Here is a 14757-nt window from a genome sequence, read left to right on the forward strand (position 1 = left end):
CATGCGCATGACCTCTCTCTTCCGCTCGCCACCCACGCGTACCGACCTGCTTGGCATGGTCGGGCTGGTGGCGGGCATGGCGGCGATCTTCGTGGCCGATACCTTCACCGACTATGCGGTGGCGGCTGCCTTGTTCTATACGTTGGTGGTGCTGCTGTCGGTACGTCTGCTGACGCGCACGGGCGTGGTGCTGTTGGCGGGCACCTGCCTGGTGCTGATCGTGCTCAGCTTCCATCTCACCCCGGCCGGCAGCTACCGGGTGGGCGTGATCAACTCCTGCATCAGCGCGGTGGTGGTGGCGGTCACCACGTATCTGGCGGTGCAGATGGAAGCGGCCAAGGCCAGCGCACATGCCGCACAGGCGCGGCTGTTGCGGCTCACCCGCAGCGGCAGCATGGGCGGGCTGGCCTCATCGATCGCGCACGAAGTCAATCAACCCTTGGCCGCCATCGTGACCAGTGGCAATGCCTGCCAGCGCTGGTTGGCGCAGCAACCGCCCAACCTGGCCAAGGCCGCTGCCGCACTGGAACGCATGCTCGCCGACGCCGGCCGCGCCAGCGCCATCATCGCGCGCATGCGTGCGCTGGCGCGTGGCGAAGCCAGCCAACGCCAGCCGCTGGATCTGAACCGCACCGTGCTCGACATGATCGCCCTCACCCGTGGCGAAACCGAGCGTCATGGCATCGCGCTGTCGCTGGAGCTGGACCCTGCCCTGCCCGCGGTGCTGGCCGATGGCGTACAGATCCAGCAGGTCATCGGCAATCTGTTGCTCAACGCAGTGGAGGCACTGGCCACCTTGCCGGACGAGGCGCGCAGCATCCAAATACGCTCGCACATCGATGGTGCGTGGGCATGCCTGTGCATCGACGATACCGGCCCGGGGTTGTCCGACGACGCACTGGCGCATGTGTTCGAGGCATTCTGGAGCACCAAGGACGATGGCATGGGCATTGGCTTGAGCATCAGCCGCACCATCATGGAAGCCAACGGCGGGCAGATCTGGGCCGAGCCGGCCGGTGTACGCGGCGCGCGCTTCGGCCTGCGTTTCCCCTTGGTCGCGACGGAGCGCAGGCAATGAGCGAGCTGGCTCCGGTGGTGTATCTCATCGACGACGATGCCTCGATGCGCGCCGCGCTGGAGGATCTGTTCGCCTCGGTCGGCTTGCAGGTCTATGCGTTCGGTTCCACCGATCAATTCCTCGCGCATCGGTTGCACGAGGCACCCGCCTGCCTGGTGCTCGACATCCGGATGCCGGGCCAGAGCGGGATGGAGTTCCATCGGCGCATGGTCGACTCCGGCTTCGCCCTGCCCACCATCTTCATTACCGGCCATGGCGATATCGCGATGAGCGTGGAGGCGATGAAGAACGGCGCGATCGAATTCCTGACCAAACCGTTCCGCGATCAGGCCTTGCTGGACGCGATTCAGGACGGCATCCGCCGCGACCGCGTGCGTCGCCAGAACGAGGCGGTCGCCGCAGAACTGCGTGCACGTTGGGAGTCGCTGAGTAGCGGCGAGCAGGATGTCACGCGATTGGTGGTGCAAGGCCTGTTGAACAAGCAGATTGCCGCGCGCCTGCATCTGAGCGAGATCACCGTGAAGGTGCGGCGTGGCCAAGCCATGCGCAAGATGCAGGCTGGCTCGTTGGCCGAACTGGTGCGCCTGGCCGAACGCATCGGGCTGTGATGCGCGCGATGTGACCGGTGTGCGAGCGTGCTGTGCTGCATGCCCGCGCACGCGCCATCGGCGGGCATCCCGCCGCCGTGACGGCCTGCGTGCTCCCGGATGACAGCGCGCCATGAAGCGGCACCCACGCAGCGTTTTTTCGGCTCTCGATGTCATGCATTGACCTGGTCACCGCAACGCACACGAATGTTCCGGTGCGCATCTTGCGACGCGCGCGACAGGCACAGGAATGCAGGCAAAAAAACGCCCCGGCATCCGGGGCGTTTTTCTCATTTCCAGTGTCAAGCACGCCGCAAGACAAGGCTCAGAAGCTTACTCCCCAGGTCACCTGACCACCGTACGCCGTCTGCCCGTCGCCGCTGAGTCCTTGCAGCGACAGTGCCAGCCGGCTGCGGGGCGAGGTGATCAGGCTCACGCCCAGCTCGCCGATGGCCGCGTTCTTGGCCAGGGTGACGCTTTGCACCGAGAACTCCGAGGCGGTGCCGACGAAGCCGGCCGAGCGCTGCACGGAACGGTCGCCGAAGGCATGCCGCCAACCTGCCGACGCATACAACGCCGCCTTCTGGCCGAGGTCCCAATGACCACGCATACCCAGCGTGGCGGTACTGAAGGTGTCGCTGGCACTATCCACCGAGAGCCCGGAAATTCCGCCGCGTTCGGTGAAACCGTCGGTCTTCAGGCGGGTGTAATCGGCCGCGATGAACGGGCTGTACACCGCGCCGTTGGTAAGCAGATTCCAGGCCGCTTCCACCGACACCGTCACCGCGGTGGCGTCGTAGCTGCTATCCAGGCGCTCTTCGAGCACGCCGGGCAACATCACCCGGCGCGTGCTGTCGACGCGATAGCTGGCGTAATCCACCGCACCTCGCAGCGAGAACGCAGACCAGTCGGCCCAGCCATACACGCCGGCATGCGTGCCGTCCACGTCGGCACGGTCGCCCCATTCGCGCGACCAGCTCTCGATATCCTGGTTGCCGACCGCAATGCCCACCACGCTGCGTTCGCCGAAGCGACGTTCCGCACCGGCCATCACGCCGTTGTCCTCGCGACGTACCGACACCGCATTGGCATCGCCATCGACGCGGTTGGGCAGGCTGCGCCCGGTGATCCACACCGTGGTGTCGCCGACCAGCGTGTCCTGGCTGTCGCCACGCAGATGGTTACCGATGCCGCTGTTGAGGAAGCGGCTGTCCAGCAACGCGGTTGCGGTGCTGGCATGGCTTTCGCCCGACAGCGAGGCGAACGCGGTGCGCACCGCTTCCGGGTCGTCGGGCAAGCGCACGACGGCCTGATAGATCGGGCTGGTGTTCGGCAGGCCGTCCACAGCCGCCGCAGCGGACTGCTGGTTCGGCGTGGTGACCGCGTCCACCATGCCCACCGTATTGCGCCCGAACGTCACCGACAACGCAGTGGCGGTGGTGCTCACATTCGGCTCGATAAACGCGTAGTCGGAAACGACGTTGGTGAACTGCCCGGTTAGGCCACCGCCGGCGCTGATCACCGGAATCTCCGTAAACAGCGGCAGGTCGGTCGCACGCACCAACGCCAGGGTGGTGCCGGTGGCCACGGTGGCTGCGCCACCGACCGTCACCGGCGTCACCACACCGCCGTCGCCGGGCGTCACCTGCAACGTAGAGCCTGGCGCAAACGTGGCGTTGCCGCCGACGCTGATGGTGCCACCGGCACCGCCGATGGCGACCGTGCCCGACGACACCAGGCTGCCCACACTGCCGCTGCCGGTGAGCGTGCCGCCCGGACCCACCGTCACCGGTCCGCCCAGCGCGGCGCCCGGGTTGGCGGGGTTGCCGACACTCAGGGTGCCGGCATTGACCTCCGTCGGGCCGGTGAAAGTGCTGCTGTTGGCGGTGAGCAACAGCGTGCCGGTCCCCAGCTTGATGAAGCGACCGACACCGAACAATCTGCCTGCATAGCTGCCGGCACTGTTTTGCAGGAAGGTCAGCGTGCTGTTGTTGGTGATGTCGCCCTGCAGGCTGGCGGTGTTGCCAACCAGCGTGCCCGCGTTGACGGTCGTACCGCCCAGGTAACCGTTGACGCCATCCAGGGTGAGCGCACCGGTGCCGTTCTTGACCAGCACGCCGCTGCCAGTGACGTTGCCGGCGTAGGTCCCATCGGTCGCCTGATCGAACACCAGCACTGCGTTGTCGACAATGTTGCCCTGCAGGCTGTCGGTCGTGCCGATCAGGCTGCCACTGGCGATGGTGGTGCCGCCGCTATAGGTGTTGGGCGCCACCAAGGTCAACGCGCCGGCGCCTTGCTTGATCACGCTACCGGTGCCGCTGACCACGCCGGCGAACGCGCCGTCGCTGGCCTGATCGAAGATCAACGTCGCGTTGTCGACCACATCGCCCTGCAGGCTGGTGGTGTTGCCGACCAGGCTGCCGGCGCTGATGACGGTGCCGCCGGTATACGTATTGGCGCCAAGCAATTGCAGCACGCCACTGCCAGTCTTTTCCAGCGAGCCACTACCGCTGACCGCGCCGGCATACACGCCGCCGGCGGCCTGGTTGAACACCAACGCTGCATTGTTGGTGATATCGCCCTGCAAGCTGGCGGTGTCGCCGACCAGGGTGCCGGCCGCAATGGTGGTGCCACCGGTGTAGCCATTGGCGCCGTTGAGCAGCAGTGCGCCGGCACCCTGCTTGATCACAGTGCCAGTGCCGGTGATCGAACCGGTAAACACGCCATCGGCCACCTGGTTGAACGCCAAGGTTGCGTTATCGACGATGGCGCCTTGCAGGCTTGCGCTATCGCCCACCAGCGTGCCGGCGGCGATCGTGGTGCCACCACTGTAAATATTGTTGCCGTCGAGCGTCAGCACGCCGGTGTTGGTCTTGATCAAGGTCCCGCTACCGCTGATGTTGCCGGCAAGCGTGAGGTCGGCCGGGTTGTCGACGGTAAGCGCCGCGCCCAGCGTGACCGCGTTGCCCAATGCCGCGGCAACCGCATTGCTCAGCACCGAATCGCCGGTGACCGACAAGGTGCCGCTCCCCAGGGCGCTGTTGCCGGACACCGCCAAGCTGCCATCGCTGAGCACCGTGCCCCCGGCATAGCTGTTGTTGCCGCTGAGCGTGAGCGTGGACGTGCCGTTCTTGATCAAGCTGCCTGCACCGCTGATCGCACCGGTCAATGCCAGATCGTTGCTGCCCGGCAGCGTCAGCGCGCCATCGAGCACCACCGCGTTGCCGAGCGCCAATGCTTGGTTGGTATCGAGCGTGGTGCCCGCTGCGGCAGTCAGCGTGCCGGCGCCCAGCGCTTGCGCATTGCCCAACACCAGGCTGCCGCCGCCGAGCGCGGTGCCGCCGGTGTAGGTGTTGGCGCCAGACAGTACCAGCGTGCCGGTGTCGAGCTTCTGCAGGGTGCCGGTGCCGCCGATGGCGACATCGATGGTGCCGGTCACGCCGGGGTCGACACGGATGATGGTGTTCGCTGCATTGGCGCTCAATGCGCCACCGCCTGCATCGCTCAGCACATAGCCATCGGTGATGAATTGCATGCCGGTGATGCCCTGGGTGCCTTGCACGCCCACGTTGCCCGCGGCGCCTGCGAAGACCGCAAAGCTGTTCTGCCAATCGCTGTTGGTCAGCCCATCGACCGACGTCCAATTGGTGGCGCCGGCGGTCCACACGCCGGTGCCGCCATCGGCGCTGCCGTTGGCGACGGTCTGCGCGCCATCCCAGAACTGCACGTTGCTGCCAGAAGCCAACAACACCACATTGACCTGCTGCGCCAACGAGGTCTGCAGCGTGAGCTGGGTGGGATCGACCGTGCCCGGCAGTGTGCCGAAACCCATGCCATTGTTGGTCAAGGTGCCGGTGTAATCGATCAGGCGATACACGCCAGTGCCGAAGCCGCCGATGTCGGTGATGTTGAGCGTGCCCCCCAGCGTGAGGTCGCCGTTGACCGCAAGTACCCCGGTCTGGCTGGGAATTCCCAGGAACGCATCGAGCGTGGCATTGGACGCCATGCTCAGGCTGCCGGTGGTCAGCAGCGCACCGCTGGTCACCACCAGGCGGCCACCGTCATTTACCGTGACCGCGGCGTTGACCACGCCGCTGCCGCTCAACGTGCCGCCGGTGCCCACGGTGACGCCACCGGCACTGCCCAGCGTGCCGTCCACATCCAGCGTGCCCGCCGTGATCTGCGTGGTGCCGCCGATCGCGCTGGTGCCGGTGAGCTGCACGTTGCCGGTGCCGACTTTTTCAAGATTGCCGGCGTCGTTCAACCCACCTGCGAAGGTGCTGCTGACGTTGCCAACGCCCAGTTGCAAGGTGCTGCCACCCTGGATCGCGACATTGCCCAGGCCGGTCAGGCTGCTCAACGCGGTATTGCTGCCGAGCGACAGCCCTGCCCCTGCCGCAACATCCACGCTGGCGGTCGTCCCCAACGTGCCGGTGGCGGTGGTGGCAAGCACGCCGCCCTGCACCGACACCGGGCCACTGAACAGGTTGCTGCCAGACAAGGTCAAGGTACCCAGGCCCGTCTTGGTCAGCGCGCCCGCGCCACTGAGCACGCCGGTCAACGCCAGATCATCCGCACTGGCGATGGTCAGGTTGGCGCCCAGGTTGACGTTGTTTCCCAGGGCCAGGGCGATGGCATTGATCAACGTCGCGTCGCCCAGCACCGACAGGCTGCCTGTGCCGAGTGCGGCGTTGTTGCCCACCGCCAGCGTGCCGGCATTCAACACGCTGCCGCCGAGATAGCTGTTGCTGCCATCCAGCGTGAGCGTGGAGGTGCCGTTCTTGATCAAGCTGCCGGCACCGCTGATGGCGCCGGTCAGTGCCAGATTGTTGCTGCCGGGCACGGTCAACGCACCATCGAGCACCACCGCGTTGCCGATCGCCAACGCTTGGTTGGTATCGAGCGTGGTGCCCGCTGCGGCGGTCAGCGTGCCGGTGCCCAGCGCTTGCGCATTGCCCAACACCAGGCTGCCACCGCCGAGCGCGGTGCCACCGGTGTAGGTGTTGGGACCACTCAGCACCAGCGTGCCGGTGTCGAGTTTCTGCACGCCGCCGGTGCCGGTGATGGCCACATCGATGCTCGCCGTGGCACCCGGGTCGACGCGGATGGCGGTCAACGGGTCGATTACCGCCAGTGCACCCGCGCCGGCATCGGTCAGCTGATATCCATCGGTCACGAACTGCAAGCCGCCGATGTTCTGCGTGCCCTGCACGCCCACCGTGCCCGCCGTACCGGAAAACACTGCGAAGTCGCCTTGCCACGTGCTGTTGGCGCTACCGTCCTGGCCGGTCCAGTTGGTGGCCGCACCCCAGGTGCCGGCGCCGCCATCGACAGTGCCATTGGCCGTGGTCTGCACACCATCCCAGAACTGCACGATGCTGCCCGGCGCGGTCACCACAAGATTGAGTTGCTGACCGATGGCGGTCTGCAGGGCGAGCTGGCTGATGTCCACGCTGCCCGGAAACAGGCCGATCAGCATGCCGTTATTGGTGAGCGCGCCGGTGTAGTCGATCAAGCGATACACGCCGGTGCCGAAGCCGCCGAGATCGGTGATGTTGAGCGTACCGTCCAGGGTGAGATCGCCATTGACGGCCAGCAAGCGGGTTGCGCTTGGCGCGGCCAATGCCACATCGACGAATGCGCCGGGTGCCAGCGTCAACGCGCCCACGCTCAACGACGAACCGCTGGTGAGTGCGAGCCTGCCGCCATCGCTGACGGTGACCGCCGCACCCACGTTACCGGCGGCGCCGGTGCCGGTCAGCGTGCCGCCCGATGCAACGTTCAAGACGCTGGTGCCGAGACTGCCGACCACATCGAGCGTGCCCGCACTGACCTGCGTGCTGCCACCGATCGCACTGCTACCGAGCAAACGCACGGTGCCGGTCCCCACCTTGTCCAGGTTGCCGCCACCTCCCAGGCTGCCGGCGAAATCGCCGCCGCCCAATTGCAGCGTGGCGCCGGTAGCGGTATCGACGTCGCCCGCACCGCTGAGCGCGTTGATCAGGCCGCCGTTGGCCAGATTCAACAGCGCGCCTGCCGCGACATCGACAGTGCTGGCGTTGCCCAATGAGGCCGAAGTGCTGGCCACGACGGTACCGGCCTGGATCGCCAGCGGGCCGGTGTAGCTGTTGTTGCCGCTCAAGGTCAGCGTGCCGAGGCCGGTCTTGATCAGGCTTCCGCTTCCGCTGATGGCACCGCTGGCCAGCATGTCTGCGGCGTTATCCACGGTGAGCGCGGCGCCCAGCGCGATATCGTTGCCTAGCGCCACGGCGACGGCATTGCTCAATACCGAATTGCCGAGCACCGACAGGCCGCCGGTACCGAGCGCATTGTCGGCTCCCACCGCGATGGTGCCTGCGGTCAGGCTGGTGCCGCCGCTGTAGCTGTTGTTGGCAGTGAGCGACAGTGTGGTGGCGCCATTCTTGATCAGGCTGCCGGTGCCGCCGATGCTGCCGTTCAAGGCCAGATCGTTGCTGCCGACCAGCGTCAGTTGATCGTTCAACACGACGTTGTTGCCTACCGTCAACGCGGCAGTGGCATCCAGTTCGGCAGGGCCGTTGACCAGCACGTCACCCGCGCCAAGCGCCGCATTGTTCCCAAGCACCAGCCTGCCTGCGTCCAGCGCAACGCCGCCGGTGAAGGTATTGGCGTTGCTCAACGTCAAGGTGGCGTTGCCCTGCTTATCGATGCCACCGATGCCGCTGACCACGCCGTTGAGCGCAATATCCTGCGTGCGTGGCAGGGTCAACGTGCCATTCAAGGCGACTGCATTGCCCAGCGCCACGGCGGTGCTTGCATCCAGTGCGGTACCGCCTGCGGCGGTCAAGGTGCCCGCGCCCAACGCCGTGTTGCTGCCAACCAGCAACGAACCGCTCTGCAATTGCAGCCCTCCGCTCCAGGTGTTGTTGCCGTTGAGGGTCAGTGCTTGCGCGCCTGTCTTGATCAAGCTGCCGGCGCCATCGATCGCGCCGTCGAGCGTGAGGTTTTGTCCATCGATCGTCAGCGCACCGTTGGTGGTGAGCGCGTTCTGCAAGGTCACCGCAGCCGCTGCGGTGAGCAGCGTGCCGTTGGCGGCAGTGAGTGCCCCGCTACCGAGCGCGGTATTGCTGCCCACGACCAGGGCGCCGTCGTTCAACACGGTGCCGCCGGCGTAACTGTTGTTTCCGTTGAGCGTGAGCGCTCCGGTGCCTTGCTTGACCAGGCTGCCAGTGCCGCTCACGGTGCCGGTCAAGCCCAGGGTGTTGTTGCCGATCAACGACAACGCACCATTCAGCACCACATCGTTGCCAAGCGTGGTTGCCGCGGTGGCCTGCAGTTGCGTGCCGCCGGCTGCGGTCAACGCACCGCTGCCCAGTGCCGCGCCGCTGCCGATCGACAAGCGACCCGCGTTGAGATCCATACCGCCAGCGAAGGTGTTCGCGCCGGTCAGCGTCAGCGCTGCAGCGCCGTCTTTGATCAGGCCACCGATGCCGCTGATGCCACCAGTGAGGGTCAGGTCCTGGCTGCCGCCAAGTTGCAGATCCGCATCCAGCACCACGTTGTTGGCCACCACGCGTGCAGCGGTGCTATCGAGCAGGCCGCCACTCACGTTCAGGCTGCCCGCCCCGAGTGCGCTATCGCTGCCCAGAATCAGACTGCCTGCCGTCAGACGGGTGCCGCCCAGATAGCTGTTGTTGCCGCTGAGGGTCAAGCTGGCAGGGCCGAGTTTGTCCAGGCTGCCGGCGCCACCGATGCCTCCGGTCAGCGTGAGCGCGTTGCTGCCACCCACAGTGAGCTGCCCTGCTAGTGCAATTGCATTGGCGAGCGTGCTCACTGCTGCGCTGTCCAACGTCGTGCCGGCCGCCGCGGTCAAGGTCCCGCTACCCAGCGCGGTATTGCTGCCCACCGTGAGCCTGCCGGTGTTGAGCGCGGTGCCACCGGTATAGGTGTTGTTGCCGCTGAGCGTGAGATCGCCGCAGGCCTTGACCAGGCTGCCGGCACCGCTGATGGCGCCGCCCAAGGTCAACGCTTGCGCGCCATTGAGGGTCAGCGCACCGGTGCTCAGCGTCACTGCGTTGCTCAGCGCGGCAGCGGCGGTGTTTTGCAAGGTCGCAGAACCAGTGACATTCAACGCACCGGTGCCCAGTGCGGTGCCGCTGGCCACCTGCAAGGTGCCCGCGTTGAGGCTGGTGCCGCCGGTGTAGGTATTCAGACCAGCCAGCGTCAGCGTCCCGCCGCCGAGTTTGTTCAATGCGCCGGCGCCGCTGATGGTGCCGGTGAGACTCAAACCGTTGCCGCTACCGCCGACGCCCAAGGTTCCGGCCAGCGCGATCGCGTTGCCCAGCGTGGACGCGGCCGTGGCATCGAGCTCACCACCGCTGGCGGTGAGCGTGCCGGTGCCCAGGGCCGCATTCGAACCGACCACCAGCCGCCCGGTGCTGAGCGTGGTGCCGCCGGTGTAGGTGTTGGCGTTGGTCAGCGTGAGATCGCCGGTGCCGCTCTTGATCAAACTGCCGGCACCGTTGATGGCACCGCTGAGCGTGAGCGCTTGTGTGCCGGTCCAGTTCAACGGCGCAGCAAGGCTGATGCCATTGGTCACCGTCAATGGCGCAGTGGTACTCAAGCTGGATGCGCCGGTGACATTCAATGCGCCCGTGCCGAGCGCGGACGCGGTACCCAGCTGCAGCGTGCCCGCTGCGAGCGTGGTGCCGCCGCTGTAGGTATTGGTGCCGCTGAGCGAAAGCGTCCCGGTGCCGGTTTTATTGACACCGCCGACGCCGGCCAGCGTGCCGCTCAAGGTCAATGCGTTGCCGCTGGTACCCAGGCCCAGCGTATTGGTGAGCGCAAAGTTGTTGGTCAAGGTCAGCGGTGCAGTGTTATCCAGCAAACCGCCTGCCGCAGTGACCGTGCCAGTGCCGAGCGCACCGGAGGTCTCCAACAGCACGCTACCGGCACCCAGGGTGGTGCCACCGCTGTAGGTATTGCTGCCGCCCAAGGTCAGCGTGCCGGCGCCAACCTTGTTGAGCGTCCCGGTGCCACTGACCGTCCCTCCGATTCGCAGCGCGTTTGCGCCTCCAATACCAACCGTGTTGCTCAGCGAAAACGCATTGGCCAGGTTCACTGCGGTACCTGCCAATACGCTGCCGCCGGATGCGGTGACCGTGCCGGTGCCCAAGGCGCTGTTGGTGCCCACCGTTAACGCACCACTGACCAGATTGACGCCACCGCTGAACGTGCCGGTACCGGTCAGCGCCAGTCCGCCGGTGCCGGTCTTGGTCAACGCACCGGTGCCGGTGATTGCACTGCCGACGGTCAGGTTGTTGGTGCCCTGTACGGTCAGGCCGCCCGCGCCAAGCGCAACGCCATTGCTCGGCGCAAGGGTCAGGCCCGCAGCCGTGGCTTCGAGCGTGCCGCCGTTGGCGGTGATGGTACTGCCCAACTGCGCAGCATTGGCGAACTGCAACACGCCGCCATTGAGCGCGCTGTTGGCGAAGTTGCTCGCGCCGCCCACCGACCAGGTGCCGCTATTGACGCGCAAATTGCCGAAATTGATGTATTGCGCAGTGCTCAACGTCCCGGTGCCGGTGCTGCCGCTGCCGGTACCGACCGCAGAATTTTGCAGGATCAGCGTGTTGTTTCCGCCCAGGCCTCCATCCACCACACCGGTTTGCGCGAAGCTCAGCAAACCGCCGGGGCCGAGCAATTCCAGGGCAAGGCCTCCCGCGCTGTTGACGCTGCCACCGGTGACTGCGGTGAAGCTGTTGGTGCTGCCCGCCCCCATCGAAACGCTGCCGTTGATGGTGCCCGAGTTGACGAACGTATTGCCGGTGGCCGAACTCTGAAAGCCCACCCGTCCGTTGATGGTGCCGGTATTGACCGCATTGACGATGCCTCCACCGGTCACCGCGATCACCGGCGTGTCCGACCCCAGAATCGAAAGCCCTGCCAAGGGGCGACTATCGATCACGCCGGCATTGTTGATCTGCACCGTCCCGTTGCTGGCCGACGTCAGCCCCAGTGCCATGCCGTCGAGATTGAGCAGATTGGCGCCGAGCAGGCCGCCAGTGCCGTAGAGCGTGCCGCTGGCAAGATTGTTGACGGTGACTGCAGTGGAGCTGGCATTGCCCATGGTCACGCCGCTGCTCAGTACCGAGAGCAGTCCAAGCACGGAAGGGTCGATGGTGCCGGCGTTGTTGAGTGTGGAATTGGTACCGCTCAGGGCAATGGCGGTGCCGCCCAACAAGCCTGCGGTCATCTGGCTGCCGGAGGCGACATTCACGGTCAGGTTGTTGGCGCTACTGGAAAAGCTGTTACTGGTGACCGGCGTACCCGAGCAGGTGACCGTTGCGCCTGCCGCGGGGACGGCCGGCGTGCATGCGGCCCAGGCCAGCATCGGTGCGGCGGCCCCCACCGCAAGGACCACCAGGGCCGGCAATTGACGACGGGTAGAGCCAGGCTTGCGACGCCGACGCACCAATTCATGCGTCACCACCCAATTGCCAATGGCTGCGTTCCAGACCAGCGCAAATGCACGATTCATTTGAATTCCCCCTGATTGCCGAGCAGAGACCAGCGCGCACCCATGCACGCGCCTCCAAAGACGGGATTGGAATGACGGTAGATCCGGTTTAAATAATCCAGGCCAGTTCAACAGTAAGGCCGGTAGACAGAAGCCCCTATACAAGGAAGAGCGCGGTTAATACCAATACTGAGTTACTGCGACGCTAGATTAATAGGCGAATCAATCAGCCTAAAACTGTGTCGAATATCACCAAGCTTGAACTCATCCATGGCACACGCCGATTCTGTGAACTGATTTGCTCGTGCCCGTTAATTGCATTTCGCGACCTCATCAGTAAGAGCTCACGATGTCCGAAGTAATTGCTTCACGATCAAAACAGTAACTTACCGAATTTTTTAAGGGAACAGATTGGATGAGGCTGGATTATTAAAAGCAGACTGATGCGTTATTACGATCCGGCATTGCATTGCCTTATAACAATCGTTTTCAGTGAAACTTGCTGCGTCGCAAAAGTCCGATACATGCACTCGCAGACGTCCCGCCAATTTATGAGCTCGCTCTCATGAGTAAGACCACTTCACCAGTCGACAGCGACGGAGGAGTGCGATATTTGTATATCTCAGGCGTAGCGGCAGCAGTTATTGTCGGGGCTGTCAGCTTGTTTACCGCTTGGAACCACCCAGACGCTGATAGGGAATGTACGAATCGTGCAGACCTCATCACCTATCGATGACCCCGGTTTGTTTCTAGTAGAGGTGCAGTGTGATCTTCGACACGGAACCTGACGCCATGACGCTAGCCCCGGACGACAAACCGCAGGATCGCCACTTCGACTGGTCAGGCGTGCCGATCGACCTGGGTGGCATGGAGCCACTCGAGCAAATCGCACGATTGCTTTGCCATGCCCTGGTTGCGCCGGCTGCTGCGCTGACCATCACCGAGGGCGGGCGCCTACGCGTGCTGGCAGCGCGTGGTATCAGCAGCAGTCATGTCGAGCAGGCCATGGAGTTGTGCAAGCAGGTTCCGCCAGCGCCCAATGGCGTGACCGAGTTGATCGAGCATGCAACGCTTGCGCAAATCAAACTGGGCGATGCCGCCTTCCCCGGCTTGCCTGCGCGTTTTATCGCCTGTGTGCCGGTGGGTGCTCCGCAGACAGGTATTTCCGGCACCCTGTGCGTGATCGACACACGCGAGCGCCGGCTGGCGAGCCAGGAGCACCAGCAACTGCTGATGTTCGCCAACGTGGCTGCCGCACAACTGGAATTGCAGTTCGGTGCAGGCAGGCGCGAACCGCATAGCGGCTTGCTCAATACGCGCCAGCTGCAATCGGATCTGGACGCCCTCGCCTTCGGCAGTCATAGCGTGCCCACCATTGCTGCATTTATTGAGGTCTACGATACCCAGGCCGCCAACGAGGCGCGCCAGGCGCTGGGCATGCAGCCGTTGGAAGAATTGGTTCGCCACGCCAGCTATGTGTTGACGCGCGCTTTGCGCGGCAAGGCCACGGTGTACCACGTGGCCTCGATGCGCTTTGCGTTCTTCCTGCTCAACTCCGCGCCGGACGAGATGGAAGACCTGCTGCTGGATCTGCGCGACATGCTGCACAAGCCGGTGGATGCCGCCGGCGTACCGATGTCGCTGACCTTTCATGCCGGTGTGGTGCGCTTTGCTCCGCAGCAGCCGGACACAAACGACGTGATGCGCAAGGGCCTGGTGGCGCTGGGCGATGCCATCAATAACCATGCCATCGTGTGCTGGTATAGCGCTTCGCACGACGATGCGATCCAACGCTCCTACCGCTTGGCACTGGATGCCGAACAGGCCCTGGATGCCGGTGATTTCCGGCTGGTGTTCCAGCCGCGCATCGATCTTGAAGACCTATCGGTGACCGGCTTCGAGGCGTTGCTGCGCTGGAATCACGCCAGCATGGGCCCGATCGGTCCCGACGAATTCATCCCGCTCTTCGAAAAAACCGCACTGATGTGCACGGTCACCAATTGGGTGATCGAAAGCGCCTTGGTACAGCTGGCGAAGTGGCGTGCCCAGGGCTTGGATTTTTCCATGTCCATCAACCTGTCCTCGCGCGATTTCGGCAACATCAATCTGGCAGCCGATGTGATCAACCGCTGCAAGGATCTGGCGATTCCCACCACATGCATCGAGCTGGAGATCACCGAAGGCCGCTGGCTGCGCAGCAATGTCGAAGCGGTGCCGCGGCTGCGGGCGTTGCGCGATGCAGGCGTGAGCGTGGCCATCGACGATTTCGGCACCGGTTATAGCAATTTCGGCTATCTCACCGAGTTGCCGGTCAATGTGCTCAAGCTGGACCGGTCGCTGGTGACTGGCATCGCCACCAAAACCGGCATGCAGATGCGCGCCGAGGCGGTAGTGCGCCTGGCCAACGCATTGGGTTATCGCACCGTGGCCGAGGGCATCGAGCACGCCGATGAGATCGCCTTGCTGCGGAGTTGGGGATGCGACGAGGCGCAGGGGTATCTGCTGGCCAAACCCATGGAAGCGCACCTGGTGGCCGATTACGTCAAACAAACCGCGGCGCTGCGGCGCCTGCCGTAAAGCCGCGGCGGCGCGCG

General features: G+C 64.8%; 4 protein-coding genes. 3 read left to right on the forward strand and 1 reads right to left on the reverse strand.

All coding sequences use genetic code 11. From position 1 onward, the window contains the following. The first annotated feature begins 55 nt into the window (after positions 1–55). Both AMD14_RS11365 and AMD14_RS11370 read left to right on the forward strand, forming a co-directional pair. Positions 56–1078, forward strand: coding sequence for a sensor histidine kinase (locus AMD14_RS11365; protein WP_040146818.1), 1023 nt, complete (start codon positions 56–58; stop codon positions 1076–1078). Continuing rightward, on the forward strand, positions 1075–1686 hold the full coding sequence (locus AMD14_RS11370) for a response regulator transcription factor (RefSeq protein WP_005916054.1): 612 nt from the start codon (positions 1075–1077) through the stop codon (positions 1684–1686). The genes AMD14_RS11365 and AMD14_RS11370 overlap by 4 nt, the downstream gene beginning before the upstream one ends. 304 nt (positions 1687–1990) lie before the next feature. Here AMD14_RS11370 and AMD14_RS11375 read toward each other — a convergent pair whose 3' ends face one another. After that, complete coding sequence (locus AMD14_RS11375) at positions 1991–12184, reverse strand: autotransporter-associated beta strand repeat-containing protein (protein WP_040259479.1); 10194 nt, start codon at positions 12182–12184, stop codon at positions 1991–1993. 744 nt (positions 12185–12928) lie between these two features. Between AMD14_RS11375 and AMD14_RS11380 the strand changes: the two genes are divergently transcribed. Then, complete coding sequence (locus AMD14_RS11380) at positions 12929–14740, forward strand: EAL domain-containing protein (protein ID WP_011051369.1); 1812 nt, start codon at positions 12929–12931, stop codon at positions 14738–14740. Positions 14741–14757: the final 17 nt, after the last annotated feature.

The organism is Xanthomonas citri pv. citri (genome assembly GCF_000961215.1).
Classification (GTDB): Bacteria; Pseudomonadota; Gammaproteobacteria; order Xanthomonadales; family Xanthomonadaceae; genus Xanthomonas; species Xanthomonas cissicola.